Here is a 25,693-nt window from a genome sequence, read left to right on the forward strand (position 1 = left end):
GGAGACGGCGGCTAGTGAAAGGTGTGCTCCTCGGCCGGGAAGGCCCCGCCGACGACCTCACCGGCGAAGGCCTTCGCGGCCTCTCCCAGCGATGCGCGCAGATCCATGTACTGCTTGGTGAAGCGCGGGGTCTTGCCCGGGGTCAGGCCCACCATGTCGGTGTAGACGAGCACCTGGGCGTCGCACTCGGCGCCCGCTCCGATGCCCACCGTGGGGATGTGCAGGATGCGGGTGACCTCGGCGGCCAGCTCGGCCGGGACCAGTTCGAGGACGACCGCGAAGGCGCCCGCGTCCTGCACCGCCTTGGCGTCGCGCAGCAGCTGGTGGGCCGCCTCGTCGCCGCGGCCCTGCACCCGGTAGCCCAGCGTGTTCACGGACTGCGGGGTGAGACCGATGTGGCCCATGACCGGGATGCCGGAGTCGACCAGCAGCCGGATCTGCTCGTGGCTGCGCTCGCCGCCCTCCAGCTTCACCGCCCCGACGCCCGCGTCCTTGACCAGGCGCATGGCGGTGCGCAGCGCCTGCACCGGGCCCTCCTGGTACGAGCCGAAGGGCAGGTCGCCGACGACCAGCGCGCGCGAGGTGCCCCGGACGACCGCGGCGGACAGCATGGTGATCTCGTCGAGGGTGACCGGGACGGTCGTCTCGTACCCGAGGTGGCAGTTGCCCATGGAGTCGCCCACCAGCAGGACCGGGATGCCGGCCTCGTCGAACACGGAGGCGGTCATCGCGTCGTAGGCGGTGAGCATGGGCCACTTCTCACCGCGCGCCTTGGCGGCGGCGATGTCGTGCACGGTGATGCGCCGGGTGCCCTTGCCTCCGTACAGCGCCTTCGGGTCGCTGCTGTCGGATGCTTTCGGGATCTGCGCAGAGGGAAGTTGTTGCGTCATCGCAACGGCTCCTGTTCGTCATCTCGAAGCGCCCTTACGGCGTCTCCGGACCACGTCCATGGTGGCATCCCGTGCCCGCTGCCGGGAAGTGGGTGGGTCGTACGGCACATCGGCAAGGCATCGGACAGTGGCCGAAAAGCAAAGTCATTCCTATACGAGACGGTCTCGTATCGAAATTGTTCTACAGTGGCGGGCATGTCAACCACGTCTCCCGCGTCCGGCGCCCCGGCCGCACCCCGGATACCCGAAGCCGTCCACCGCCGACGCTGGGCGATCCTCGCCGTCCTGATGCTCAGCCTGCTGATCGTCGTGCTCGACAACTCGATCCTCAACGTCGCCGTCAAGACGATCGCGAGCCCCGCCCCCACCGGCCTCGGCGCCACCCAGAGCGAGCTGGAATGGGCGATCAACGCCTACACGCTCGTCTTCGCCGGGCTGCTGTTCACCTCGGGCCTCCTCGGCGACCGGCTCGGCCGCAAGAAGATCCTGCTCTTCGGCATCACGGTCTTCGGCCTCGGCTCGGTGCTCGCGGCGTTCTCGAACTCCCCCGACCAGCTCATCGCCTTCCGCGCCCTGATGGGCCTCGGCGGCGCCTTCGTGATGCCCGCCACCCTCGCCGTCCTCATGAACGTCTTCGAGCGCGAGGAGCAGCCCAAGGCGATCGGCATCTGGGCCGGCGGAGTGGGCCTCGCCATCGCGATCGGCCCCATCACCGGCGGCGTCCTGCTCCAGCACTTCTGGTGGGGCTCGGTCTTCCTGGTCAACGTGCCGGTCGTGATCATCGCCCTGATCGCCATGGTCGTCCTGGTCCCGGACTCCAGGGACCCGAACCCCGGCAAGCTCGACCCGGTGGGCGTACTGCTGTCCGTCGTGGGCCTCGTGCTGCTGGTGTACGGCATCATCCACGGCGGCGAACTGGCCGACTTCACCGATCCCACCGTGCTCGCCACGATCCTGGGCGGCGTCGCGGTCCTGGTCGGCTTCGTCCTGTACGAGAAGCGCTGCGACCACCCCGCCATCGACATCGGCTACTTCAAGAAGCCGGCCTTCTCGGCGGCCGTCGTCGCCATCGCGCTGACCTTCTTCGCGCTGATGGGCGTCACCTTCTTCTCGGTCTTCTACATGCAGAGCGTGCGCGGCTACAGCGCCCTGGAGTCGGGCCTGCTGATCCTGCCGCTCGCCGCCGCCCAGATGATCTTCGCGCCGCGGGCCCGGCTCGTCGTCGACCGGTTCGGCGCCCGCGCCGTCTGCACCGCCGGACTGGTCCTGGTGGCCGTCGGCCTCGCCGCCTTCGGCCTCTTCGACGCCACCACTCCCATCTGGGTCATGGAGGTCGTCTTCTTCCTCCAGGGCGCCGGAATGGCCCACATCATGCCGCCCGTCACCGTCTCGATCATGCAAGCGCTGCCGCGCGAGAAGGCCGGCTCGGGCTCGGCCGTCAACAACACCTTCCGCCAGGTCGGAGGCGCGCTCGGCGTCGCCGTGCTCGGCTCGCTGCTCTCCACGGTCTACCGCGGCGACATCGAGGGCCACCTCGGCGCGGTCCCCGAAGGGGCCCGCAAGGCGGCCGGCGAGTCCATCGAGGCCACCCTCGGCATCGCCGAGCGGATGGGCCCCGAGGGCAAGGCGCTGATCGGTCCCGCCAACGACGCGTTCATCCACGCCATGCACATCACCGCGTTCGCCTCGGCGGGCGTGGCCCTGCTCGGCGCGCTCGTCGTCCTCCTCTTCCTGCCCGGGAAGCCGCCCGCGGGCCCCTCGCCCCAGGCACAGGACCGGCCCACCGAGGCCGCCCGCCGCTGACCGGCGGGGCGCGGGGACAATCAAAGGGACGGTCGAGAGAAGCGGAGCGGGCGTGACCTTGATGGACAAGCGGCACAGGGACGACGGGGACGGCGAACCACGGCGCGGACGGCCTCGCTCCGAGGCCGTGGAGCGCCAGATCCTGGAAGCCGTGATCGTGCTCCTCGAGGAGGGCGTTCCGTTCGCCGACCTCTCCATCGAACGCATCGCCCGCACCGCCGGCGTCGGCAAGGCCACCATCTACCGGCGCTGGGCCGGCAAGGAGGAGCTGTTCGTCGAGGTCGTGCGGTCCATGGAGTCGCCCACCCCGCCGCTGCCCGGCCACTCCCTGCGGGACGACCTGATCGCGGTGGTCGACAACGTGCGCCGACGCGGCGCCGCAAAGCGGTCCTCCGCGCTGCTGCACAACGTCTTCGCCCAGATGCAGAGTTACCCCAAGCTCTGGTCCAAGTACCACAGCCTGGTCATCGATCCCCGCCGCGAGCTCCTCGACGAGCTGCTGCGGCGGGGCGTCGCCAACGGCGAACTCCGCGCCGGCCTCGACCTCGACATGACCGGGGACCTCTTCGTCGCCCCGATGCTGGTCCGCACCATGATGCGACCCGACACCGAACTGCCCGGCCCGGAACTGGCCGAGCGCATCGTGGACGCCGTCCTCGAAGGGCTGCGCCCGCCCCGCTGAATATGCGCGTTGTGTCACAGCGCGCCCCGCGAGGGCCCCCGCCTGGAACCCGTCACCGCGCCCGGTCGTCCTGCTCGCCGTAGGGAAGTCCGTACGAGACGGACGACAGCAGGGAAAGCCGGCCGTTTTCGCCTAGGGTCGAACGGCGAGGACGGTTGCGGAACAGCAGTGAGGACAGCGGTATGGCGCGGGCGTACATGACGGAGACGGGCGACGGAAGCGCGGAGGGCGAGCGCACCGGGTCCCGGTTCCGGCGCCTGACCGACCGGTGGCGGAACGACCGCGGCATCTGGCGCCGCGGCCTGGTGCTCGCCGGATTCGCCGTCCTGATCGCCCTGGTGATGGTCCTGCACGCCCGGATCCCCAACTCGATCGGCAACCTGGGTTCGCTCTCCGAAACCTTCCTGCCGTGGCTCGGGGTGTTCCTGCCGGTGCTGCTGGGCCTCGCGCTCTGGCGCCGCTCGGCGACCGCGCTCATCGCGCTGCTGCTCCCGGTGATCATGTGGTTCAACATGTTCGGCGGACTGCTCACCGACAAGCAGGGTTCGGGCGGCGACCTGGTCGTGGCGACCCACAACGTGAACGCCGACAACAAGGACCCGGCCGGCACCGCCCGCCAGGTCGCGGCGTCCGGCGCCCAGGTGCTGGCCCTGGAAGAGATCCCGGGCGACCAGGTCACCACGTACAAGAAGGCGCTGGCGGACCGCTACCCGTACCACTCGGTGCAGGGCACCGTCGGGCTGTGGTCCACCTACCCGCTCAGCGACAGCCGGCCCGTCGACATCAAGATGGGCTGGACGCGCGCGATGCGCTCCACCGTGCGGACGCCCTCCGGCGATGTCGCGGTGTACGTCGCCCACATGCCCTCGGTGCGGGTCAAGCTGAACGCCGGGTTCACCGCCAACCAGCGGGACAACAGCGCCTACACGCTGGGTGAGGCGATCTCCGCCGAGCCGCTGGGGAAGGTGGTGCTGCTCGGCGACCTCAACGGCACGATGAACGACCGCTCCCTGAACAACATCACCGCCCAGATGCGCTCCACCCAGGGCGCCGCGGGCAGCGGCTTCGGCTTCACCTGGCCCGCCGGGTTCCCGATGGCCCGGATCGACCAGATCATGGTCAAGGGCCTTCAGCCCACGTCGTCGTGGACGCTGGCGAGGACCGGCAGCGACCACCTGCCGATCGCGGCGCGGCTCAAGGTGTAGCCGGGCGCGGGGCCCGGTCAGCCGGGCCCCGGCGGCTCAACTCGACTCCCGCCACTGGTTGGTGATGGGCAGCCGGCGGTCCTTGCCGAAGCCCTTCGGCGAGATCTTGGTGCCCGGCGGGTACTGGCGCCGCTTGTACTCCGCGGTGTCCACCATCCGCAGCGTCTTCGTCACGAGCTCCGGCTCGTACCCGGCCGCCACGATGGCGTCCGCGCCCTGGTCCTGGTCGACGTACATCGCCAGGATCGCGTCCAGGACGGGATAGTCGGGCAGCGAATCCGTGTCGACCTGGCCGGGGCGCAACTCGGCGCTCGGCGGCTTGGAGATGGAGTTCTCCGGGATCGGCGGGGTCTGTCCGCGCTCGGCCGCCGCCCGGTTGCGCCAGCGGGCGAGCCGGAAGACCGCGCTCTTGTAGACGTCCTTGATCGGTCCGTACGCGCCCACCGAGTCGCCGTACAGCGTCGAATACCCCACCGCCAGCTCGGACTTGTTGCCCGGGGCCAGCACGAGGTGGCCCTCCTGGTTGGACAGCGCCATCAGCATCGTGCCGCGCAGCCGTGACTGGAGGTTCTCCTCGGCGAGTCCGGTCAGATCGAGCGAGCCCATGTACGCGTCGAACATCGGCTCCACGGGAACGGTGCGCAATGCGAGCCCTGTCCGGCGGGCCAGCTCCGCCGCGTCGCTCCGGGAGTGGTCCGAGGAGTACTTCGACGGCATGGACACCCCGTGGACGTTGGCCGCGCCCAGCGCGTCACAGGCGATCGCGGCGACGAGCGCCGAGTCGATGCCGCCGGAGAGCCCGATCAGGACGGACCGGAAGCCGTTCTTCGCCACGTATGCCCGCAGGCCCACCACCAGCGCCGAGTAGACCTCCTCGTCGTCGTCGAGCCGTTCGGCGTACCCACCGGTGAGCTCCGGCTCGTAGGCGGGAACCGGCTCCTCGGAGATCACCGCATGATCGATGCGCAGTCCGTCGTCCACCACGCCCGAGGGGGCCGGGCCCGCCGCGGGCAGCTCCAGATCGAGGATCACCGCGCCCTCGGAGAACTGCGGTGCCCGCGCCAAGACGTGGCCGCTCGCGTCGACGACGATCGAGTCGCCGTCGAAGACCAGCTCGTCCTGGCCGCCCACGGTCGCGACGTACGCCAGCGTGCAGCCGGCCTGCTGGGCGCGCTTGCGGACCAGGTCGAGCCGGGAGTCGTCCTTGTTCTGCTCGTACGGCGAGGCGTTGATGGAGATCAGGAGTCCGGCCCCGGCCGAGCGGGTGGCCGGCACCCGGCCGCCGTCCTGCCACAGGTCCTCACAGATGGCGAGGGCCACATCGACGCCGCGCACCCGCACCACCGGCATGGTGTCGCCCGGCACGAAGTAGCGGAACTCGTCGAAGACGCCGTAGTTGGGCAGGTGGTGCTTGGCGAAGCCGAGCACGACGCGGCCCCCGTGCAGCACGGCCGCCGCGTTCTGAGGAGCGCCGGCCGGCTGGCCGAGCCGGGGGACCGCCACGGGGGAGCGGTCCAGATGGCCGACCACCACGGGGATCTCCCCGAAGCCCTCCGCCGCCAGGCGCGCGGCCAGCGCGGTGAGCGCCCGACGGGACGCCTCGACGAAGGAGGATCTCAGGGCGAGGTCCTCGACGGGGTAGCCGGTCAGCATCATCTCGGGGAACGCGACGAGGTGCGCCCCCTGTTCGGCACAGTGCCGGGTCCAGTGCACGATCGCCTCGGTGTTGCCGGGGATGTCGCCGACGGTCGAGTCGATCTGATTCAGGGCGAGACGTAGTTGAGGCACGCCCTCACCTTAATCGTCAATGCGACGCGATGGGGTGGAGACGCGGTACCCGGCGCAGCGGCCGCAGGCGAGGGACGGCGCGTTCCTTGCGGGTCGGCCTCGCGGACCGGCCGCCGGCCGACATGCGGGACCCGTCGGCCGAGCCGATCATGGGCGCATGACGACCACGGACGCCTCCGATGAAGAACTCGTCGCGGACGAGGGGACCCCACGGCAGCTCGTCTCCTGGGTGACCCTGGGCCTCATGACGACGGCATCCGTCGCGAGCCTGCGGCCCTCGCCCTCCATGGCCATCTACGGCCTGGCCGCGATCTTCCTCTACCTCCTGCCGGCCGTCGTCTTCCTGCTCCCGACCGCGCTGGTCGGCGCCGAACTGGCCTCCGGCTGGACCGGAGGCATCTACCGCTGGGTGAGCGAGGCGCTCGGCAAACCCCTCGGCTTCCTCGCCGTGTGGTGCCAGTTCGCCATGACGATCGCGTACTACCCGAGCCTGCTCGCCTACGTCGCCTCGACCTTCGCCTACGTCATCGACCCGAGCCTGGCCGAGAACGGGCTCTATGTCGCCATCGTCATCGTAGTCATCTACTGGACCGGCGTGTGGATCTCCTCCCGCGGCACCAAGACCGTCGCGGGCCTCAGCTCGATGGGACTCGTCATCGGCACGCTCGTGCCCGGCGTGGTCCTGGTCGCCCTCGGCTTCGTCTTCCTCGGCCAGGGCAACCCCTCCGCCGCCCCCATGAACGCCTCGCACTGGCTGCCCCCGTGGACCGGGCTCGCCAGCCTGGTCCTGATCGTCAACAACTTCCTGTCGTACGCGGGCATGGAGATGAACGGCGTCCACGTCTCCTCGCTGCGCGACCCCAAGCGCGAGTACCCGAAGTCGATGTTCCTGGCGACCGGCCTGGTCCTGCTGATCTTCATCCTTCCGGCCCTGGCCATCTCCTGGGTCATGCCGTCCTCCCAACTGAGCCTCACGGCCGGCCTGATGCAGGCCTTCCAGGCGTTCTTCGACCACTTCCACATCGGCTGGATGACCAAGGTCGTCGGGGTGATGCTGGTGGCCGCCGCGCTCGGCGGCATGCTGACCTGGCTCGCCGGACCGGCCAAGGGACTGGTGCTCCTGTCGCGCCAGGAGGGGTATCTGCCGCCGTTCCTCCAGCGGTTGAACCGATACGGCACCCCGCAGAACATCATGGTCGCGCAGGGCGTCATCACCACCCTGATCGGCATCCTGTACGCCTTCAGCGGTGACGTGTCGAGCGCGTACTGGATGTTCTCCGTCATCACCGTCCAGATCTATCTGATCGCCTATCTGCTGATGTTCGTGGCGGTGGTCCGGCTGCGCAGGACCCGGCCCGAGGTGGAGCGGGGCTTTCGGGTGCCCGCCGTCGCCTGGGTCGCGGGCATCGGGTTCGTGGCGTCGGTGGCCGCGCTGTTCATCGGGTTCGTGCCGCCGGACCAGTTCGGCGGACAGCCGCTCTGGCGCTATCTGCTGATCGTCGGCGGCGGTCTGCTCGCGCTCGGCGTCCTCGCCCCGCTCGCCTTCCTGAAGTTCCGCAAGCCGAGCTGGGTACATCCGGACCACCAGCGCCCCCTGCCGCCCCCGTAACCTTGGTCCCACCATGTCCCGCAGTGGTGTACGACCCCGCCCCGTGGCCGCTCTGCTCGCGCTCGGCGCCCTGGCCTACACGGCCTGGGTGCTGGAGCTCGTGTTCCACACCGGACTCGACCCCATCCAGGCGTACGTCAGTGAACTCGCCGCCGCCGACCAGCCGTTCGGGGGCCTGTTCCGCGCGACCGACCTCGGCGCGGGGCTCCTCGTACTGGCCGGCGCGGTGTGCGCCCTGGCCCGCTGCGACCGGCGGCGCTGGCCACTGCTCGGCTGGTTCGGCCTCGCGCTGTTCGGCGCCGCCACGGCCCTCGACTCCCGGCTCCCGCTGAGCTGCGCGCCCACCGCCGACCCGGTGTGCGCGGCCCGCGAAACGGCCGGCCTGGTCCCCGCGACCCACACCGCGCACGCGGTGAGCAGCAGCCTCGCGATGGTGGGGGCGCTCCTGGGCGTACTCGCCCTGACCGTCGCGGCCCGCCGCTACGGATGGTGGCCACCGCTCGCCGCCCTCGGCCCCGCCCTGGTCGCCCTCGAACTGGCCGCCACCGCCTGGACGTTGACCTCCGTCGCCGCCTTCCAGGCGGGCCGGGGCACCTGGGCGCTCGGCGCGGGCCAGCGCCTCCAAGTCCTGCTGGTCGCCATCTGGTTGGGGGTGTTGGCGTGGAGCGTGGCCAAGGAGAGCCGCAAGTGAGGCCCGTGGGGAGGTTTCTGCGCTGGGGTGGGGTGGCGCACCATGTGGTGGTCGAGGGGGCCGGGCCGGTGGTGGTGCTCAGCGCGGGCCTCGGGATGAGCTGGTTCGACTGGGATCCGGTGATGCCGTTGCTCGCCCCCCACCACACGGTCGTACGCTTCGACCGCCCCGGGCACGGCCTTTCCGGGCCGGCCGTGGCGCCGCCGACCGCCGCGGGGGAGGCGGGGCGGATCGCGGGGCTCCTGGACGGGCTGGGCCTGCCCGGTCCCGTGACGGTGGTCGGCCACTCCATCGCGGGGTTCCACGCGGAGGCCTTCGCACGGCTGCATCCCTCCCGCACGGCGGGGCTCCTCCTGGTCGACTCCAGCGTCGAGGAGCGCGCTCGGCCGCCGGCCGCCCTTCCCGCGCGGCTCGCCCTCGCCCGCGCGGCGGGCTCCCTGCTCGGCCACGCCGGCGCGCCCGCCGCGCTGGGCCCCGCGGCCCGCCGCGCCGTGGTCCGCGCGTCGCGTACGGGCGGGGGTGATCCGGCTCCGCGGGATCTGGTGCGGCTCTGCTATCGGGGTGGGCGGGTGTGGCGTGGCCTGCTGCTGGAGAACGCGACGTACGGGTCGGTGGCGGCCGAACTTCTGTGTTTGCGGCGGGAGTTGGAGCTGCCGGCCTGCCCCGCTACGGTGCTGGCGGGTGGGGCCGGCGGGCCGCGCTGGGTTCGGCGTCAGCGGGGCCTTGCGGGGGTGCTGGGGGCGAGGTTCGCGGTCGCGGAGGGCGCGGGGCATCTGCTGATGCTGGACGCGCCGGGGTCGCTGGCGGGGCTCCTCTAACCCCGGGCCCCTTTGCCCACCCACCCGCCCGTGACGGGGGTTGGCTGGTTCCGGGCCCCCTGGGGCTCCGCCCCAGACCCCGGGCACCTCGCCCACCCACCCGCCCGTGCAGCGGGTTGAAGGGTTCGGCCCCTGGGGCTCCGCCCCAGACCCCGTATCGCGCCTTAAGGGCGCTCGTCCTCAATCTCCCCCAAGGCCTTAAGGGCCAGGGGGGACCCCCATGACAGGCTGAGGTGCTGGCCCGCACCGAGCAGTTAGGGGCGCGGGGAACTGCGCGACCAGCCACGCACGGCGTGCAGACGAAAACGGGTTTTCTTGGGGGCGCGAGGAACTGCGCGAGAAGCGACCACGGCCCGCAGACGACCGAGGATTTTAGGGGCGCGAGGAACTGCGCGAGAAGCGGGCACGGTCTGCACATGACCGGGGGTTTTGGGGGCGCGGGGAACTGCGCGAGAAGCGGGCGCGGGCCGCGGTGGGAGGGCGATCCACGCCCCCGGAGGGTTTGGGGAAGGGGCGGGGTGGGGCGAAAAACGCCGAACGCCCCGCCCCCGGCCGGAAGTGGCCAGGGACGGGGCGAACCCCCGGATGGGGTCAGCGGCGGAACGGGTTGGTGTACGACGCCACATAGCCGGGCGCGGGCGAACCCACCCCCGTCACGTCGTCGTACCCCCGCGTCGCCACCAGCGAACTGTCCTTGCCGAGCGACCGCACGGACGTGAGCAGCCCGCCCGACGCGTCGACGCTGTTGGCGAAGTCGACCCGGGCGACCGCGAGGTCACGGGCCGCACCCAGCGGGTGGTCCGTCACGTCGTGGTAGAGCCGGGAGTCGAAGCGCGCGTAGATCGACGGGTTCGCGAACCCGATCGGGGAGCGCTGCGCCTGCTGGGCGAGCGCCTGGACGCCCGCGATGACCGGCGCGGCCAGCGAGGTGCCGCCGATGCGGTACTCGTCGTACTTCACCGACTTGTCGGGCCACGACTGCGTCTGGCCCACCAGGAACCCGGTGTTGGGGTCGGCCACGGCCGCGATGTCCGGAACCGTACGCATCCGGGTCGCACCGTTCGCCTTCGCCAGCGCGTCCGGCACGACGTGACGCTGGTAGAACGGCTGCTTCACCGTGGAGCTGGTGCCGCCGCCCGCGCCGCTGGTGTACGCGCCGGGGAAGTTCACCCAGCTCTTGCCGTCGGCGGACAGGCTGGCCTTCTCGGTGCCCCAGCCGGTCTCGAACTGGTACTTGTCGTTCTTGCCGACCGCCAGCGAGGTGCCGCCGACCGCCGTCACCCACGCCGAGTTGGCCGGGGTGTCGACCTGCTTCTTGCCGGTGTTGGCGACCTCGTCGCCGTTGTCGCCGGAGGAGAAGTAGAAGCCGATGCCCTCGATCGCGCCGAGCTTGAACGTCTGGTCGTACGCCGCCGCGACGTCCGGGGTCTCGTTGGCCTCGATGTCGCCCCACGAGTTGGAGACGATGTCGGCCAGGTGCCGGTCGACGACCTTGTTGAGGGCGTCGAGCAGATCCGGGTCGTTGCAGGACGCGCCGCCCACGTACACGATGTTCGCGTCGGGCGCGACCGCGTGCACGGCTTCGACGTCCAGGGACTCCTCGCCGTACCAGCCGGACGCGTCACACGCCTCCGTGCTGTTGTAGTCCGCCGGGAGCACCTCGGTGTACTGGCCCGTCTTGTAGGGCTTGTCACCGTTGCGCTTGGCGTACTGGGCGGCGTCCGAGGCCATGGTCGGCGAGGCGTACGCGTCGGTGATCGCCACCGTCACGCCCTTGCCGGTGTACTCGCCCGCGCCGTACGCGGCCCGCAGCTGCTGGCCGGTGTAGCCGTGCACGGCGTACGGGACCTTGCCGCCGTACGCGTCCGGCAGCGTCTTGGCGACGTTGGAGCCGTAGTACGTGGAGAACGGTCCCGCGTTGCGGAAGCCGGCGCCCGGACCCGGAAGGGTGTCCTGGTGGGTCGCCTTGTGCGGCGCGTTGTCCAGACCCGTCACCGTCAGAACGGCGCCGGCGAGCGCGTTCGGCGCCGACGCGTTCTTCGCGGGCGCCCGGTAAGTCCGGTTGCCCTTGCGGTAGTTGTGGAGCTGGGTCGCGAACGCCTTCTGCGCGGCGGCGACGTCACCGGAGACCGAGATGTAGTGCTGGTTGGAGCCCGTGACGGTCAGCCCGGACGACTTCAGCCACTGGGTGACCGCGTCGATCTGCTCCTGGGTGGCGCCGAAGCGCTGCTGCGCCTGCGCGGTGCTGAGGTACTTGCCGTACGACGGCGACCGCGGGTCGGACACGGCCGCGGCGTACGCGTCGAGGCCCTTCGCATCCCGCCCGGCGAGGTACACCCGGGCGTCGACCTTGGTGGATGCGGATGCGGCGCCCTGGTCGGCGGAGCCGGTGGCCCAGGTGGGCTGGGTGCCCGCGAGGGCGGCCCGTCCGCCGGGGACCGGGTCGGCCGCCTGGGCGGACGGTATGCCGAGGGCGAGCGCGCCGGCGAGCAGTGGCAGTGTCGCTGCCATGCTCACACCGGCGCGCCGCCTGGCGCGGCTAATTCTCATGTAACCCCCTGCGTGAGGTCTTCGCCTGCTGCACATGCGCTGTCTGATGCGCGCATGTACTGCGTCACTCTTGTCAGGAACGGTTCATGCGGGGGGCATGTGATCACCAAGAAACGCCAAAGAGCGTTTACCCGTGCTCAGTTGGCGCGTCCATTGGTGCGTCACTTGGTGCGTCAGTTGGTTTTCGGCGTTACGCCCCTTTTCCTCAGCATCTGCGCCATGAGGTCGATTTCGGAGTGCTGGGAGTCGACCATGCCCTGGGCCAGCCGCTTCTCCGGGCCCACCGTGCAGCGCCGTACACACCCCTCGGCCATGTGGATGCCGCCCTTGTGGTGCTCGGTCATCAGCTGGAGGTAGAGCACCTCGGCGTCCCGGCCGCCGAGCCCCCGCAGCCGGTTCAGGTCGGCGTTGGTGGCCATGCCCGGCATCAGCGCGCCGTCGGCGCCCGGCTCCATCGCCATGCCCATCCAGGCCATCGGCGCCTGGGACGCCTCGTTCTTCGGCAAACCCCACAGGTCGAGCCAGCCGAGCATCATGCCCCGCTGGTTGGCCTGGGTGTTGGCGATGTCGTACGCGAGGCGCCGTACCTCCTCGTCCGAGGTGCGGTCGCGCACGATGAAGGACATCTCCACCGCCTGCTGGTGGTGCGTCGCCATGTCGCGCGCGAACCCCGCGTCGGCCGAAGTTGCCTCAGGGGTACGGGGTTTGGCCTCGGCGGCGCTTCCGTTGCCGCCCGAGGAGACGAGCACCGCGGCCGCCGCGAACACCATCGCGAGCGCGAGCGCCGCGGTGAGCCCCCAGGAGCGGCGGCTCACCGCTCATCCAGCCCGCCGGTGCACGGGGCGCCGGGCTCGGGCGTCTGGGGGCCCTCCACGTACCGGGTGAAGAACTGGTTCACCCGGGGGTCGTCCGCGCTGTCCACGGTGAGCTGCTTGCCCCAGGCGCTGAGCATGATCGCCCCGGCCTGGTCCTGGTAGGGGCTCATCAGCGAGTACGGCGTCACGGACACCTTGCCGCCCAGCTTCTTCACATCGGCGGCGGACGCCTTGTCCGTGTAGGTCACCCACACCGCGCCATGTTCCAGGGAGTGCACCGCGTTCACATCAGGAACCGGCTTCTGGTAGACGACGCCGCCGCAGTTCATCCACACCGCGGCGTGGTCGCCGCCCACCGGGGGCGTCATGGGGTACCGCACCGGAGTCGTCACATGGTTGCGGGTCAGCTTCTTGGTGTCCCAGTCCTTCTCGCCGGCGATCGGTGCGCCCGCGTCGCCGGACCCCTGCCCCGACGCGTCACCGGACCCCCGCGCCGACGGCTCCGTCCGGGGCGCGGCACTCGTGCTGCCGCTGTCCTTCATGGTGCTGAACTTGTACACCCCGAAGCCCACCAGGCCCGCGACGACGAGCACGGCCGCGGTGACGGAGCTGATCGCCACGATCGTCTCGCGCCGGCGCCGGGCCTGCCGGTTGCGCTGCTGCTCCTCTATGTGGGCCCTGCGGGAGGCGTGGTAGTCGTCCTGCATGGTCATGTGTCGTAACGTCCTTCGCATCGGGGGGAGTTGGGCCGGGGCGGCCGGGGTCGCGGGGCCCGCTGGCTCCGCAGGACCTGAAGGACGTGCGGATCCGGCGCGCGCGGCCGGCCCCCGAACCGCGGGAAGGCGGACCTCGCGCCGTCCGTCGCCGGGCAGAGCGGGAGTGCGCCGAACGGCGTCACCATGGCGCTCAGCGGCACCACGGGACGCGGCACGCGCGTGAGCCTCGCTCCCCCCATGGGCGCAGATCGTAGGCGAGGGAGCGCGGGGCGGTGCGGGCCGGGGGGCGTACCGGCCGACAGTCGGGGGACCCGACAGGGGGCGGGCCTTCGCGGGCCGCGCCGGCGACGGCGGCGGGATGGACGTGCCGCACGTCATACCGGGTGCGTAATGTGGAGGTAATCCGGCGCCTCGATACTGAGGATTCCCCCGCCGTCCCTCTCCCGGAGGGACAGCGGTGCACAGGCCGTCTGAACTGCAAGGATGTGGCTATGGACAAGCAGCAGGAGTTCGTGCTCCGGACTCTCGAGGAGCGCGACATCCGGTTCGTGCGCCTGTGGTTCACCGATGTGCTGGGCTTTTTGAAGTCGGTGGCGGTCGCCCCGGCCGAGCTGGAGCAGGCCTTCGACGAGGGGATCGGCTTCGACGGCTCGGCGATCGAGGGCTTCGCCCGCGTCTACGAGTCCGACATGATCGCCCGCCCGGACCCGTCCACCTTCCAGATCCTGCCCTGGCGTGCCGAGGCCCCCGGCACGGCCCGGATGTTCTGCGACATCCGGATGCCGGACGGCTCCCCGTCCTTCGCGGACCCGCGCTTCGTCCTCAAGCGCATCCTGGCCAAGACCTCCGACCTCGGGTTCACCTTCTACACCCACCCCGAGATCGAGTTCTTCCTCCTGAAGGACAAGCCGCTCGACGGCACGCGCCCCGTCCCGGCGGACAACTCGGGCTACTTCGACCACACCCCGCAGAACGTCGGCATGGACTTCCGCCGCCAGGCCATCACCATGCTCGAATCCATGGGCATCTCGGTCGAGTTCAGCCACCACGAGGGGGCGCCGGGCCAGCAGGAGATCGACCTGCGGTACGCGGACGCGCTGTCCACGGCCGACAACATCATGACCTTCCGCCTGGTCATGAAGCAGGTGGCCCTGGAGCAGGGCGTCCAGGCCACTTTCATGCCGAAGCCGTTCTCGGAGTACCCGGGCTCGGGCATGCACACCCACCTCTCCCTCTTCGAGGGCGACCGGAACGCGTTCTACGAGTCGGGTGCCGAGTACCAACTCTCCAAGGTGGGCCGCTCCTTCATCGCGGGCCTCCTCAAGCACGCCGCCGAGATCGCCGCGGTCACCAACCAGTGGGTCAACTCCTACAAGCGCATCTGGGGCGGCTCGGAGCGCACGGCGGGCGCCGGCGGCGAGGCGCCCTCGTACATCTGCTGGGGCCACAACAACCGCTCGGCCCTGATCCGGGTCCCCATGTACAAGCCCGGCAAGACCGGCTCCTCCCGCATCGAGGTCCGCTCCCTCGACTCGGGCTGCAACCCCTACCTCGCCTACGCCCTCCTCCTCGCGGCGGGCCTCAAGGGCATCGAAGAGGGCTACGAACTCCCCGCGGGCGCCGACGACGACGTCTGGGCCCTCACCGACGCCGAACGCCGAGCGATGGGCATCGAACCCCTCCCGCAGAACCTGGGCGAGGCGATCACCCTGATGGAACGCAGCGAACTGGTAGCCGAAACCCTGGGCGAGCACGTCTTCGACTTCTTCCTGCGCAACAAGAAGCAGGAGTGGGAGGAGTACCGCAGCGAGGTCACGGCGTTTGAGCTGCGGAAGAACCTGCCGGTGCTGTAGGCGCAGGTCAGGGCGTTATTGGTCCAGAACGCAGAGAGGGCCCACGGTCGATGACCGTGGGCCCTCTCTGGTGTCCGGCTACGGCTGGGCCGTCTGTGGGCCGTCGGACGCCGAAGCGGCGGGATGGAACACCGCGTCGACGGCATTGCGGCTACGTCCCTCACTGCTCGGCAACAGGTGCGTGTACACCCGCAGCGTGAAGCCGGGGTCGGTGTGGCCCAGATAGCTGCTCAGAGCCTTGATGTTCTCGCCGGCGTCCAGAAGCACCGACGCGTAGAAGTGCCTCAGCGCGTGCATCCCGTGCTCGCGAGCGGCCTGGTGCCGCTCGCCCGGCTTGGGCTCGGGGATAACCCCGGCCGTCACCAGCGCGGACTTCCAGTAACGCGTGTTGAAGTCCGTTCGCCGTACGGCGCCGCCCCCGTCGGGGCGAACGAACAACAGCCGCTTGGTCACTGGCGGTCCGTCAGGACGCTGCCACGGCAACGTGACCTCCACCGGCGGGTAGGTATCCATGTGTTTTTTGAGTGCGTGCGCCACGGAATCAGCGAGCGGCACGTCACGTTCCTTGTTGCGCTTCGGCAGGCCGAACACGAGCTTCCCGCCCGACACCTTCACCTGACACCCGACGTGCAGCCAACCGGTATCGAACCCGATTTCATCGACCGGCAGCCCGAAGATCTCCCCCTGTCGCAGACCGCATCCGGCGCCCAGGTCGACAGCGGCGCGATACTGCTCGGGGAGTGCAGCGCGCACCGCGAACGTGCGCTCAGCAGTCCAGGGGACGACGCGCCGGTTGTTGGGGCCGGGCGCGTGAACCGTGCTGGCCTTGCAGGGGTTTCGGTGCAGGTGGTCGTCTTCCACGGCCGCAGTGAACACTCCGGACACGCTCGCGAAGATTACGCGGCGGTAAGACGACGCGGGCACGGATCGCTCCAGTTCGGCGAGCCAATCGCGGATGTGCTCGGGCTTGAAGGTGCCGAGCGGTCGGGAACCCAGGTACGGGATGGCATGGCGCCTGATCTGAACGCCTACAGGCTCTCGCGTGGTGGGATCGGTCGTCTGTGAGTTGAGCCATTTCTCGGCGTACTGGCGGAAGGTGGTCCGGCCAGCCTTGGGGTCGATGTACCGGCCGCCATCCATATCGGCCTTGATCTTCGTCAACCACTGTTCAGCGAGGCGCTTTTGCCCGTCAGGGAAGCTCTTTGCCTTCTCGGTGCCGTCAGGGCCGATGTACCGGGCCCGGTAGCGCAAACCGCTGCCGTAACGGTCGGTCCTGGTGCGGACGGTCTTGCCGACGGAGTTGGTTTCGGTCTTGTACCAGCGGTCTTGGATGTGGCCTGCCATGCGGTGGGCCGTCCCTTCTCGGAGATGAGAGAGGGAGGGCCGCGAGGCGGCCCTCCCAGGGGAGTTGAGTCGGGCGGGGAGCGGCGTCAAGCAGCGTCGCGGTCGGCGTTCTTGCGTTCGGCTACGTAGGTGAGCACTTCGGCGGGGTCGTAGCGGACGTGCTTGCCGATCCGGAACCCGGGCGGCCCGACGCGCTTCTTGCGCCACTGGTAGACGGTTTCCTTGGGCACTTCGAAAATCGCGGCGATGTCCTCGGGCGTGAGGTAGCGGTCCGGGATTCCGTTCCGGAGCGTGTCGATGACTGGTGGCGGGCGCATGCGATGCCTCCTTGGCGGGGCTTTCGCCGGTGTCGTGGGCTGTGCTGTCCGAAGCGGGGATTTCTGCGTCATCGCGTCATCCGCGTCACCTGAGCCGTTGACCTGCGGTTTCGGGTGACGCAGGGGTTCGGGGTCTGCGTCACCGGTGACGCAGGCGTCCGTCATCGGGTGACGCACCGATGACGCAGGTGACGCACGATGACGCAGGATTCGGCCGTCTGCGTCACCGCTGTTGTGGCAGGTCAGGGGCCGTGTGCGGGGGCGTGGTGACGCGGGTGACGCAGGTCTTCCCTTCTTAGAAAAAAGAAGGGGTGGTTTCTGTGGTGGTGCGTCACTGCTCAGAGCGTGAATGCGGGGCCGCTTCGCGGCGCGACCCTTGCCGAGCGGCTGCGCCGCCGGGACAAGCAAGAGGAGCACCCGGCCGGGCGTGCTCCTCTTGCTTGTCCGCCCGCCCGGCAGTCGGTCAGAACGCGGCTTGTTGCTCGGGGGCGGGGGCGGGGCCTGTCGGCTCATCTCGATGTACCGGGCGGTCTTGTTGCGGCCCCAGTCCACGAGGACGCCCCGGGCGGCGAGGGTGGGTTGTAGGCGCTTGAGACGGTCGGAGAGCACCTTGCCGGTGGTGGGCCACCCTTTGGGCAGGGGGCGGCATTCCTCTCCGCTGTAGAGGCTGGTGAGGCAATGCAGCCACTCCGCCGATGTCATCCGCACGTCAACGCCGGGATCGAGTTCGGTGGCGTGCTTGAGGACGGTCTGCGCGAGGAGGTCACCCTCGATGACGTCGTCGTTGAGGTCGTCGAGACTGGCCCGGTAGGCGTCCAGCGTGCCGAGCCCGGCAACCGCGTCGAACTGGGCGCACAGGTGGGCGAAGTCGGCCATGCGCAGGTCGGTCGGGGTGACCGCGTCAGCGGCCCGGACCTTGACCGCCAGGTCCAACATCGAGCCGAGCACGACGGGCAGCGCTTCGGCGTAGTCGGCCCACAACTCGGCTTCGGTGCGCCGCACCCGGGGCCGCTCCAGGCGCAGGGGCAGGAGCCGTTCGGCGAGGTCGGGGCGGATGACGCCGACGTCGATCCCGGTCAGGAGCAGCGGGCGCCGGTAGCGGGAGCGGACAACGTCCCCATCGGTGAATAGGGCGCGCTTGATGCTCTCGGCTCCGGTGACGATGCAGCACATCAGGTCGGAGAGGTCCGGGGGCAGGTGGGAGAGGTTGTCGAGGGCGGTGACCCATCCTGCGGCCACGGCCGTGATGAGGTTCTCTTCATCCTTCGGAGCGCGCCGAAGGTCGCCGGTCATCCCTTCGAGGATGCGCACCAGCATCCGGCCGCCCGTCGACTTGCCCGCGCCTTGGGGGCCGGTGAGGAACGGCGCGGGGACGGGCACGGACGGCTCCAAGCAGCCGAGCAGCCAGGCGATGGCCAGGCACTCGGTTGCCGGGCCCGCGAAGTTGCACAGGCCCAACAAGAGGTCGATGCCCTTGCCGTCCGTGTCGGTTGCGGGCAGGGGGAGTTCGCCGGTGAGCTGGGTGCGGCGCCAGGACACCTCACGCGGGTCGGGAACGGTGATCTCCCAGCCGGTGGGGTGGATGCGGACGGACTGTCCGTCGTCGCGTCCCAGGTCCAGCCACGTCGCTCCGTCGAACCCGGGGGCGACGCGAATGTGGGTGGGCTGAACGTCCTGGGAGAGTGCGAGTGCTTCGATCAAGTCCAACGCCTCCTTCATGGCGGTGCCGTTGAACACGCCAAGCCCATCGCGGAACAGGTCGACCATGAGTTCCTGCCGGTGACTACCGGTCGTGCCCTGCGAGCGGATCGGACGGGCTACGGGGTGGCCGTTGCGCTGCGCGTACACGGTCCCCTCGGTGGTGCGGAAGTACCGAAAGTGGGACTGCGCGTACTCGGTAATGACCTTCCGGGCGGGGTCCTTCTCGTCCTCGGACACGGCGCTCACATCCCCAGCGCCGTGCGGGCGTTGGCCCACGCATCCGCGCAGTGCCGGGCGCTCTCGCCCTTGGCCTGAGCGGCGGCGAACAGGCGGGCCACGTGGGCGTCGGTGAGGCACCCGCACCGCCCGTGCGTGGACAGCACCGCGAGGAACGTCCGGTACACCGTCGTGTGCACGGTGCTCCGGGCCTCGGAGATGCGCTCCTCCGCCATGGCAATACCGCGTTCCAGGAAGGCGGGCGTGCGGTGAGGGCACTCCCCGCCCCCGGCCAGCGCGGCCACGGCGACGACCTGCGGGCGCAGAGCTGGGGCAGACTTCGCGACCAGCGCGCGCACGGTGTCCGGCAGGGCGGTGAGGGTGCCGGTTCCGTGTCCGCGCCAACGGGCATAGGCCATCGTGGACTTGATGTCGACTCCAGCCCGGACCCCGTTCACCGACCGCATGGCGCCCTGGTAGAGCCAGTGCTCCCCACGCGTGGTGGGCACGGTCCGGGTGGGCGGAAGGATGTCACGGGCCCAGGCCACGGCGGCCGGCGTATCGAGGTCGACCACCGTGAGCCCGGCACCTCCCGGGTGGTACGCGACGCTGACCGCCCGGCGCCACGCCCGCCCCCATGCCGGGGAGCTGATGACGTTCGGGTCGGTGGTCGCTGCGGCCCACGCGTGGCACACGTCGGGGCACTGGCAGGGGCCCGCGTTCTTCATGTTCGGGCGTCCGCCGCACGCGTTGTTGGCGCAGGTGCGGCAGTTCCCGAACGGGACCTTGCCTTGTCGCAGGGGCAGTACCGGCAGGCCCGTACGGGCCACTTCGAGCGCCGTGGTCACCAGATCGCACATGGAAGGGCAGGATGGGCCCTGAGTGCGCTCTCGCCGGATGTCGGTGGGTTGCGTCATGCTGGATGTCTCCAGTTCTGTGAGAAGCACTGGCAGGCAAGGGCGGCCCCGGACTTTGGCGAGACGGGGGCCGCCCTTGGCGTAGCTAGAACGGCGGTTCGTCGCTCCACGGGTCGCGGTGGTCGACGCGTCGGCGCAGGAGGCGGGGCAGGCGCGGGAGCGGCATCAGGGCTTTGCGCCATTGGGTCCAGCAGCCGCAGGGGTACCAGTCGGTGTCGGCGTATTCGCCCTCGTGGTCGCCGTAGTCGCACCCGATGGCGCCGTCGCCCTCACAGTCGGGGCAGTCGGGGCGCGGGGTGTCGGTCAGGATCAGCGTCCGGCGGGACCAACCGGTGAGCTGGAGGCGGAGTCGGAGCACGGGAAGGCCTTTCGACGGTGTCAGGAGGCGCGCGTACGAGGGTCGTTGCGGGTGGTGTCGAGGTACTCGCTTCCGCGCGGGGCGGTGTCGGGCCTGGACCCCAGGTGGACCCTCCCGCCCGGGGTGGTGGAGGCCGCGCCGGGGTAGCGCTTGGGTGGTCGGGCCGGTGTGTGAGCCATAGGGATTACCCTTCCTGCCTGGTCAGCCGTGGAAGTGGTTGCGCTTGAAGACAGCGCGCCGAATGTTGACGACGGTGCCGCCGTCACCGTGCCGGGGGCCAAGGACTTGCACGGAGATCCAGCCTCCGAAGATCACGGCCGCCAGGATGATGAGCTGCGTGATGAACGCGGTCAGGGCCGCGATGAACGAGGTGAGCAGGAGCAGCCCGCCGCATACGGCGGCGAAGCCGATCCCGCCGAGAGCGACGTTCACGGCGGTGCGGGACACAGCCGGTTTGGCGGCGATGGGTTCGGGCTTGGCGGGGGCGATGGCGTAGCCGGTGACGACCCGCCCGTCCGGCAGGACGATGCTCGCGACTGCCGGGACAGTGCCCGGCTGGACCGGTACGAGCGGCGCCGCAACCGGCTGGATCGGGGCGGGGTGGTGGACTTCTATGACCCGCTCAACCGGCGCGTGCCGGGGGTGTTCGGGGAACATGCGGAATCCCTTCCGGGGAGGTTCAGGGAGGCAGAGACACCCCCTGCGGGGTGGCGTGTGGAGGGGGTTTCGGGGGTGCTGACCTGCGGGCCTCCCTGACTCCCTGGCAGATCATTTGCGCAGGTGAGAGGGAGGGAGGCGGGTCAGGGAGGGGGGCAGGGAGTTCTCCCTGACTCCCTGACCCGCCAGGGGTTCGCTCCCTGATCTATGCGGCGGAAGCGGAACCGTCGTCGTCGCGGTTGGCGAGCGCCCGGGCGACCCGGTCACGGGCGACGACCATGACGCCATCGGACTTGTAGGGCTCAGCCCCGGTCCCATCGAGAACGCGCTTGAGGTCGAGGAAGGACCACTTGCCGTAGGCGTCCGCGTTGCGGGCGGCGAGCCGGGCGAGGACGTCCTTGGTGCGGACCCGCTCGGCTGTCCCGACCACGGAAGCGATGTCGGCGAGCGGGTCACGCTCCTCACCCCGCTCGATCACGGTCACCGTGGTGACGCCATCGCGCAGGGCCTTCGCGCGGTCAGTGATGGCCACGGCCGCGTCGTCGTCGATGTAGTGCGTGCGCACCGTGATCGAGGCCTGCCCCGCGGGAATGGCGATGCCGTCGGACGCGACGACCAGCGTTCCCCGGTCGAGCCCCGGACGGAGCAGGTTCGGGGCGGCGCCACCGTCAACCGCCTTGTCTCCAAGCGCCATGCGGGCCTGAGACTCGGTGCCGAGCGCGAGGGATGCCCGGGTGTGGGCGCCTTCGCGCACGAGCTTGGGAAGGTTCTGGTCGGTGGGGTCCTGGGTGCCTTGCCACATCAGGACGTTGACCGCACGCCCCTGATTGTGAATCTTGCGGACGGCCATGAAGTACCGGGAGTTGGCCTTCGAGCCGCCATAGGGGCGCTTCTCGTCGTCCTTGACCGGGCACATGAACGCCACCTGCGCCTCATCGACCAGGACGATCAGGGCGGGGAACACGGTGCCGGGCGGGGCCTGGAGGCGGCGGTTCATCTCATCCACCGCGCTCTCGACCATCTCCGTGACCCGGATGACGTGGTCATCGGTAGGTCCCTGGATTAGGACCTTGGCCAGTCCCTCGAACATGGCCCAGTCGCCCACGCCCTTGAGGTCACCCATGAGGAACTGCACCGACCGGTCCAGCGCGACCCACAGGGCGAGCGAGCGCAGCGCGACAGTCTTGCCCTGGTTCGACAGGCCCGTGATCAGCAGGTGGCGCTGATACAGGCTGATGGCCGCCGCATCCCCGCGCAGGTCTTGTCCCCAGGGGGCGCGGCCCTTGGCGTAGTCGGCGGTCATCGTCTCGTCCGTGACCAGCGGGGACGGGCCGATCGGCTCATCCAGCGCGCCACTGTCAGCGACCCACAGGCGCACCGTGCGGGCGGCTTGCGGGATGGTGATGAACACTTCGTGCTCATGCCGGGACAGGTTCTCGGCGAGCTTGCGGCGCCGGTTCTGAACCTCGTTCGTCGACACCCCGGACGGCAAGGTCACGTCGACTTCGACGCCGCACCCGGCGATCCGGATCGGTCCGAGCATCGACGCCCCGGCGTCGCCCATCTCCTTGATAGCCCTGCCCAGTGCGGGCACACCGAGGTCGCGCAGTGCCTTGACGACGATGGACGGAGTGATCGGCTCACCCTCACCGTTGCGGACAGCGGCGGGCAGGGCCCAGTTCGGGGCGGCTTGCTGGTGCCGGCCGACCGCCCACAGGGCGAGCAGCGCGAGGAACGGGCCGATCGTGACAGCCGGACCCCACACCACGGTGACGATGACCACGAGCAGCCGGACCAGTTCGACCACGGCCATCAGCGGGGTGACCACGTCGGCGGCGTCCTTGTTGGCGATGGCCAGCACCACCCCGAGCGCGACCAGCGACCCGATGCCCATGCCGGTACCCACGAGCACGCTCTTGGCGGCATCGACAGGAGCGGTGAGCAGGTCCATGCGGCGGCGGTGTCGGGCCTCACGGAAGCGCTGCCCGCGCTCCTCCCACTCGGCCGCCACCTCGTAGTTCCCGGATGCTTCGGCGGCGCGGAGCATGCGTTCGTAGCGGGTGGCGGTGCGGCCCTCCCACGTGCGGCGGGCCACGATACGGGCGCCGCCGAGCGCGTACATGCTGTGGCGCACCGCCAACCGCCCAGCGGTGCGGGTGTGTTCGTGGGTGACCGCACCGCGTACGGCACGCCCGGAGCGCACCCACAGGGGCACAGACGGCTTTTCAGCGTCCAGCGCTGCTACAGCAACGCCCGGCGCACCGGACGGCTCCACAGAGGCGCCGGTGGGGTTCTTCGTGAAATGAACGGCGTTGAAAGCCACGGGAGTTGACTCCTGACTGCCCCGGACCGGGGCGGCAACGGGAAGGATGCTGCCCCGGTCAGGCAGCGGCAGCGGTGAGCTGCTTGGCGAGGAATTCGCGGCCGTAGGCCTCGTTCTCTTCCTGATTCAGCAGGCGTTCGTGTTCGCGTTCCTGGCGGCGGGTCTGGCGCTCGACGCCGAAGCAGTGGCGGCGGTCGCGGATGATGCGTTCGCGCACGCCCTTGCGGCTGAACTGCATGGCGTGGACCAGCTCATGCACGAGGGTTACGGCGAAGTCCTCGGGGGTGCGGTGCTGGTCGATGTTGACCAGCACCAGCACCGAACCGTCCGTGCGCGCCACCGCGCGTCCGGCCGCGTTACGGGCCTCGCGCACGGCGTGGCGCATCTCGCGATCCAGGGCGCGCCTGTCGACCCCGCCGGCCAATTCGGCTTCGGCGGCGGTGGCCAGCTCAGCCAGGCCCCGGGCGTTGGTCAGGACGATCTGAACGTCGGGCATACGGCCCGACACCGACCGGGCCACCAAACGCCCGGCCTGGTCGGCCAGGTACTGGGCGGTGCGCTGGGTGGCACGGTGGCCGAACACCTTGTGGGTGGTGACGGTGAGCTTCACAGCGTCTCCGTTCATCGCCGCATCTCAAGCGGCGGCATCAGCGGGATAAGCGCAGGTCACACACATGCCGAGCGAGGGCGGGATGACGTACCCGGCATCCATGCGGCACTCGGGGCAGGTGCGGCGGGCGAGCATCGCCAAAGCGAGCGCGCCCCACTTCCGCGACGTCATCGGACGGACCGGCAGGGCCAGTTCGACCCGGTACAGGAACGCCACACTCACCCCCGACGCCCGGCGGCGAGAGCGGCGCATGACCTGTCCGGCGACCGGCTGACCACCAGGGCGAAGCCCCAGGGCGCGCAACTGTCGGCGGGTGGCGTAGCCGTCCGGGGCGAACTTCCACGGGAACGTCGGTATCCCGTAGCGGGCGCCGGACGGGTCGAAGCACTTCGCGTACGCGGCGCCCATCACGCGGCCCGCTCAGCGAGCAACACGTCCCGCAAACCGCGCGCCTTCTCCGCCGACGTGTGAACCGCCTTACGGAGCCGCTCGGCCGTCAGATGCGCGTCGGGCCAGTCGGCGGACGCCGACCGGGCCTCGGCGAGGAGTTCGGCCGGGGTGCGCTTGGGTCGGGCAGACCGCGCGACGTCGGGGACGCGACCAGTCGCCCGGCGGGGCCTGGTCGAGTCGGCCGCCACCGTTGAGACGGAGCCGACCGGAATGGGCGCGATCGCAGGTACCGGCTTGAGCGCGACAGTCGGCTTCAGGAACCCGACCTGCACTGGACGCGGGATCGGCACGGCGTTCACGATGCGAGGCTCCGGGCCGGATTCGCCCTGGTCAGCCATCGACCGATTCCTCATACTTTCGGCCGTTTCATCCCCATTTACGGTCGGGGTGGGGTGGTGGTGGAGAACCTTGGCGACCAGGTCGGACCCGAAGTAGATCGACCCGACCGGAAGCGACGTCGCGAGCAGCACGAGCGCCCAGTTCGCCGGGTTCCAGTCGGCCAACCGCCCCCAGTCGACCGACTGCCCGTGCAGCGCGGGGACCAGACCGTGCACGTAGTTGAGGACCAGAGAAGCGGCGGTGTAGGTGCCGAGCACCCGCAGCGCGAACCGCCGGGCGTCGGCGGTCAGCACGAGCGTGGCGACCAGCGCCAGCGCCATCAGACCGTCGACCACGAACGGGTAGAGCATCGCGGCCGTGTGGTCCGCACCGATCGCACGGGCCACATCCCGCAACGCGTTCCACGACACCCGGAACGCCATCCCGACCACGACCACGAGCGCGAGTACCAACAGCGTCTTGGGGGCCCGGTTCATCGCGTGCCCCCGGCGACAGGGCGGACGGTGACGGTGGCGATGAGGCGGACCCGCGTCGCGGGGTTCCCCGGGATGTCGCTGTCCTCGGTCCAGGACCATTCGTCCTGGGCCGGGATGCTGTAGCCGAGCGCGTCCAGCACCCGCTCCCGCTCAGCGAGCGTGGGGACCGGAGCGGCCGGGGGCCACTCGTGTGCGGGCCACAGCGAGACCGGAACGTTCAGCAGCGGCACGTACAGGTGCCACCGGCCGCCACTGTTCGACATCTGGGCAGGAAGCACGGCCATCACGCCACCTCCGGCGTACCGGTGTGGTTGGCCAGCGCCCGGCGGGCTGCCAGCACCTTGCGCCGGGCCCGCCGGGTACGGCGGGCGTCCAGCTCGTTCGGCGTGCGGTCCAGCGTGATGATCTGCGCGTCCAGCAACTCGACTTCCGCCAGGATCAGCGGCATCTCGGCCTCGATGGCGTCCAGCTCGGCCGACGTCGGCTCGATGTCCGGCAGCACGGCGGTAACGGCCGTCTGAAGTGCAGCGATGTTCTTCATGAGTCGTGGTCTCCCTAGCAGGTG

The 25,693-nt window shown here is 70.3% G+C and carries 24 protein-coding genes and 1 pseudogene; 7 read left to right on the forward strand and 18 right to left on the reverse strand.

Annotated elements, in window-relative coordinates; genetic code table 11:
* Window positions 1–11 precede the first annotated feature (11 nt).
* Window positions 12–890: a 3-methyl-2-oxobutanoate hydroxymethyltransferase gene (gene panB / locus DWB77_RS26955; RefSeq protein WP_120723903.1), complete on the reverse strand. Its 879-nt coding sequence runs from the start codon at window positions 888–890 to the stop codon at window positions 12–14.
* A 195-nt stretch (window positions 891–1,085) separates the two neighbouring features.
* Here panB and DWB77_RS26960 point away from each other — a divergent pair, with 195 nt between their 5' ends.
* From DWB77_RS26960 to DWB77_RS26970, 3 genes are all read left to right on the forward strand, one after another.
* Window positions 1,086–2,693, forward strand: a complete 1,608-nt coding sequence (locus DWB77_RS26960; RefSeq protein ID WP_120723905.1) for an MFS transporter — start codon at window positions 1,086–1,088, stop codon at window positions 2,691–2,693.
* A 61-nt stretch (window positions 2,694–2,754) separates the two neighbouring features.
* Complete coding sequence (locus tag DWB77_RS26965; protein WP_120728307.1) at window positions 2,755–3,375, forward strand: TetR/AcrR family transcriptional regulator; 621 nt, start codon at window positions 2,755–2,757, stop codon at window positions 3,373–3,375.
* Between the two features lie 182 nt (window positions 3,376–3,557).
* The gene (locus tag DWB77_RS26970) at window positions 3,558–4,580 is read left to right on the forward strand and encodes an endonuclease/exonuclease/phosphatase family protein (protein ID WP_120723907.1); all 1,023 of its coding nucleotides are present in this window, start codon (window positions 3,558–3,560) and stop codon (window positions 4,578–4,580) included.
* A 36-nt stretch (window positions 4,581–4,616) separates the two neighbouring features.
* On the opposite strand, the gene DWB77_RS26975 is transcribed toward DWB77_RS26970, so the two are convergent.
* Entirely contained in the window at window positions 4,617–6,368 is a 1,752-nt protein-coding gene (locus tag DWB77_RS26975) for an NAD+ synthase (protein ID WP_120723909.1), read from the reverse strand.
* A 157-nt stretch (window positions 6,369–6,525) separates the two neighbouring features.
* On the opposite strand from DWB77_RS26975, the gene DWB77_RS26980 reads away from it, so the two are divergent.
* Genes DWB77_RS26980 through DWB77_RS26990 form a run of 3 tightly spaced genes read left to right on the forward strand, consistent with a single transcriptional unit; the run spans window position 6,526 to window position 9,486 of the window.
* Window positions 6,526–7,977 carry an APC family permease gene (locus tag DWB77_RS26980; protein WP_120723911.1) on the forward strand — a complete coding sequence of 484 codons (1,452 nt, stop codon included), beginning with the start codon at window positions 6,526–6,528 and terminating at the stop codon, window positions 7,975–7,977.
* Window positions 7,978–7,990: 13 nt separating this feature from the next.
* Window positions 7,991–8,668, forward strand: a complete 678-nt coding sequence (locus tag DWB77_RS39005; protein ID WP_120723913.1) for a DUF998 domain-containing protein — start codon at window positions 7,991–7,993, stop codon at window positions 8,666–8,668.
* 5 nt (window positions 8,669–8,673) lie between these two features.
* Window positions 8,674–9,486 (forward strand): alpha/beta fold hydrolase, encoded by an 813-nt coding sequence (locus DWB77_RS26990; RefSeq protein ID WP_246033927.1) that lies wholly within the window; start codon window positions 8,674–8,676, stop codon window positions 9,484–9,486.
* A 591-nt stretch (window positions 9,487–10,077) separates the two neighbouring features.
* Here DWB77_RS26990 and DWB77_RS26995 read toward each other — a convergent pair.
* From DWB77_RS26995 to DWB77_RS27005, 3 genes are all read right to left on the reverse strand, one after another.
* Entirely contained in the window at window positions 10,078–11,997 is a 1,920-nt protein-coding gene (locus DWB77_RS26995; RefSeq protein WP_120723918.1) for a S53 family peptidase, read from the reverse strand.
* A gap of 212 nt (window positions 11,998–12,209) precedes the next feature.
* Window positions 12,210–12,806, reverse strand: a complete 597-nt coding sequence (locus DWB77_RS27000; RefSeq protein WP_120728310.1) for a DUF305 domain-containing protein — start codon at window positions 12,804–12,806, stop codon at window positions 12,210–12,212.
* Between the two features lie 41 nt (window positions 12,807–12,847).
* The gene (locus DWB77_RS27005; protein ID WP_120723920.1) at window positions 12,848–13,564 is read right to left on the reverse strand and encodes a DUF3105 domain-containing protein; all 717 of its coding nucleotides are present in this window, start codon (window positions 13,562–13,564) and stop codon (window positions 12,848–12,850) included.
* Window positions 13,565–14,058: 494 nt separating this feature from the next.
* Between DWB77_RS27005 and DWB77_RS27015 the strand changes: the two genes are divergently transcribed.
* Entirely contained in the window at window positions 14,059–15,420 is a 1,362-nt protein-coding gene (locus DWB77_RS27015; RefSeq protein WP_114035578.1) for a glutamine synthetase family protein, read from the forward strand.
* A 78-nt stretch (window positions 15,421–15,498) separates the two neighbouring features.
* On the opposite strand, the gene DWB77_RS27020 is transcribed toward DWB77_RS27015, so the two are convergent.
* The 13 genes and pseudogenes from DWB77_RS27020 to DWB77_RS27070 all read right to left on the reverse strand — a co-directional run bounded on the left by DWB77_RS27020 (window position 15,499) and on the right by DWB77_RS27070 (window position 25,669).
* Window positions 15,499–16,764: a site-specific integrase gene (locus DWB77_RS27020; RefSeq protein WP_120723922.1), complete on the reverse strand. Its 1,266-nt coding sequence runs from the start codon at window positions 16,762–16,764 to the stop codon at window positions 15,499–15,501.
* 86 nt (window positions 16,765–16,850) lie between these two features.
* Complete coding sequence (locus DWB77_RS39640) at window positions 16,851–17,246, reverse strand: helix-turn-helix domain-containing protein (protein ID WP_428985199.1); 396 nt, start codon at window positions 17,244–17,246, stop codon at window positions 16,851–16,853.
* Window positions 17,247–17,552: 306 nt separating this feature from the next.
* A pseudogene (locus tag DWB77_RS27025) lies at window positions 17,553–19,019 on the reverse strand (ATP-binding protein); the annotation flags it as partial.
* A gap of 5 nt (window positions 19,020–19,024) precedes the next feature.
* Complete coding sequence (locus DWB77_RS27030; RefSeq protein ID WP_120723926.1) at window positions 19,025–19,915, reverse strand: bifunctional DNA primase/polymerase; 891 nt, start codon at window positions 19,913–19,915, stop codon at window positions 19,025–19,027.
* A gap of 85 nt (window positions 19,916–20,000) precedes the next feature.
* Window positions 20,001–20,273, reverse strand: a complete 273-nt coding sequence (locus tag DWB77_RS27035; RefSeq protein WP_120723928.1) for a hypothetical protein — start codon at window positions 20,271–20,273, stop codon at window positions 20,001–20,003.
* A gap of 20 nt (window positions 20,274–20,293) precedes the next feature.
* The gene (locus tag DWB77_RS38000) at window positions 20,294–20,452 is read right to left on the reverse strand and encodes a hypothetical protein (protein ID WP_162952628.1); all 159 of its coding nucleotides are present in this window, start codon (window positions 20,450–20,452) and stop codon (window positions 20,294–20,296) included.
* 22 nt (window positions 20,453–20,474) lie between these two features.
* Complete coding sequence (locus tag DWB77_RS27040) at window positions 20,475–20,930, reverse strand: hypothetical protein (protein WP_120723930.1); 456 nt, start codon at window positions 20,928–20,930, stop codon at window positions 20,475–20,477.
* 205 nt (window positions 20,931–21,135) lie between these two features.
* Entirely contained in the window at window positions 21,136–23,253 is a 2,118-nt protein-coding gene (locus tag DWB77_RS27045) for an FtsK/SpoIIIE domain-containing protein (protein ID WP_120723932.1), read from the reverse strand.
* Window positions 23,254–23,311: 58 nt separating this feature from the next.
* Window positions 23,312–23,863 (reverse strand): hypothetical protein, encoded by a 552-nt coding sequence (locus DWB77_RS27050; RefSeq protein ID WP_120723934.1) that lies wholly within the window; start codon window positions 23,861–23,863, stop codon window positions 23,312–23,314.
* A 24-nt stretch (window positions 23,864–23,887) separates the two neighbouring features.
* Window positions 23,888–24,271: an RRQRL motif-containing zinc-binding protein gene (locus DWB77_RS27055; protein ID WP_120728312.1), complete on the reverse strand. Its 384-nt coding sequence runs from the start codon at window positions 24,269–24,271 to the stop codon at window positions 23,888–23,890.
* Window positions 24,271–25,128: a DUF2637 domain-containing protein gene (locus DWB77_RS27060; protein WP_120723936.1), complete on the reverse strand. Its 858-nt coding sequence runs from the start codon at window positions 25,126–25,128 to the stop codon at window positions 24,271–24,273. The genes DWB77_RS27055 and DWB77_RS27060 overlap by 1 nt, the downstream gene beginning before the upstream one ends.
* Window positions 25,125–25,412: a DUF6303 family protein gene (locus DWB77_RS27065; protein ID WP_120723938.1), complete on the reverse strand. Its 288-nt coding sequence runs from the start codon at window positions 25,410–25,412 to the stop codon at window positions 25,125–25,127. Before DWB77_RS27065 ends, DWB77_RS27060 begins: the two co-directional genes overlap by 4 nt.
* Entirely contained in the window at window positions 25,412–25,669 is a 258-nt protein-coding gene (locus DWB77_RS27070) for a DUF6284 family protein (RefSeq protein WP_120723940.1), read from the reverse strand. Before DWB77_RS27070 ends, DWB77_RS27065 begins: the two co-directional genes overlap by 1 nt.
* Between the last annotated feature and the right edge of the window lie 24 nt (window positions 25,670–25,693).

This window comes from Streptomyces hundungensis, assembly GCF_003627815.1.
In the GTDB taxonomy this organism is placed as follows: domain Bacteria; phylum Actinomycetota; class Actinomycetes; order Streptomycetales; family Streptomycetaceae; genus Streptomyces; species Streptomyces hundungensis_A.

Excerpts from the sequence above, each read along its gene's own strand:
- DWB77_RS27040 (WP_120723930.1), bottom strand. The coding sequence starts at position 20,930 with ATGTTCCCCGAACACCCCCGGCACGCGCCGGTTGAGCGGGTCATAGAA.
- DWB77_RS27000 (WP_120728310.1), bottom strand. The coding sequence starts at position 12,806 with ATGGTGTTCGCGGCGGCCGCGGTGCTCGTCTCCTCGGGCGGCAACGGA.
- DWB77_RS38000 (WP_162952628.1), bottom strand. The coding sequence starts at position 20,452 with ATGGCTCACACACCGGCCCGACCACCCAAGCGCTACCCCGGCGCGGCC.
- DWB77_RS27065 (WP_120723938.1), bottom strand. The coding sequence starts at position 25,412 with ATGGCCGTGCTTCCTGCCCAGATGTCGAACAGTGGCGGCCGGTGGCAC.
- DWB77_RS27005 (WP_120723920.1), bottom strand. The coding sequence starts at position 13,564 with ATGACCATGCAGGACGACTACCACGCCTCCCGCAGGGCCCACATAGAG.
- DWB77_RS27070 (WP_120723940.1), bottom strand. The coding sequence starts at position 25,669 with ATGAAGAACATCGCTGCACTTCAGACGGCCGTTACCGCCGTGCTGCCG.
- DWB77_RS27020 (WP_120723922.1), bottom strand. The coding sequence starts at position 16,764 with ATGGCAGGCCACATCCAAGACCGCTGGTACAAGACCGAAACCAACTCC.
- DWB77_RS27055 (WP_120728312.1), bottom strand. The coding sequence starts at position 24,271 with ATGGGCGCCGCGTACGCGAAGTGCTTCGACCCGTCCGGCGCCCGCTAC.
- DWB77_RS26960 (WP_120723905.1), top strand. The coding sequence starts at position 1,086 with ATGTCAACCACGTCTCCCGCGTCCGGCGCCCCGGCCGCACCCCGGATA.
- DWB77_RS26970 (WP_120723907.1), top strand. The coding sequence starts at position 3,558 with ATGGCGCGGGCGTACATGACGGAGACGGGCGACGGAAGCGCGGAGGGC.
- DWB77_RS27030 (WP_120723926.1), bottom strand. The coding sequence starts at position 19,915 with ATGACGCAACCCACCGACATCCGGCGAGAGCGCACTCAGGGCCCATCC.
- DWB77_RS27015 (WP_114035578.1), top strand. The coding sequence starts at position 14,059 with ATGGACAAGCAGCAGGAGTTCGTGCTCCGGACTCTCGAGGAGCGCGAC.
- panB (WP_120723903.1), bottom strand. The coding sequence starts at position 890 with ATGACGCAACAACTTCCCTCTGCGCAGATCCCGAAAGCATCCGACAGC.
- DWB77_RS26995 (WP_120723918.1), bottom strand. The coding sequence starts at position 11,997 with ATGGCAGCGACACTGCCACTGCTCGCCGGCGCGCTCGCCCTCGGCATA.
- DWB77_RS39640 (WP_428985199.1), bottom strand. The coding sequence starts at position 17,246 with ATGACGGACGCCTGCGTCACCGGTGACGCAGACCCCGAACCCCTGCGT.
- DWB77_RS27060 (WP_120723936.1), bottom strand. The coding sequence starts at position 25,128 with ATGAACCGGGCCCCCAAGACGCTGTTGGTACTCGCGCTCGTGGTCGTG.
- DWB77_RS39005 (WP_120723913.1), top strand. The coding sequence starts at position 7,991 with ATGTCCCGCAGTGGTGTACGACCCCGCCCCGTGGCCGCTCTGCTCGCG.
- DWB77_RS26980 (WP_120723911.1), top strand. The coding sequence starts at position 6,526 with ATGACGACCACGGACGCCTCCGATGAAGAACTCGTCGCGGACGAGGGG.
- DWB77_RS26965 (WP_120728307.1), top strand. The coding sequence starts at position 2,755 with ATGGACAAGCGGCACAGGGACGACGGGGACGGCGAACCACGGCGCGGA.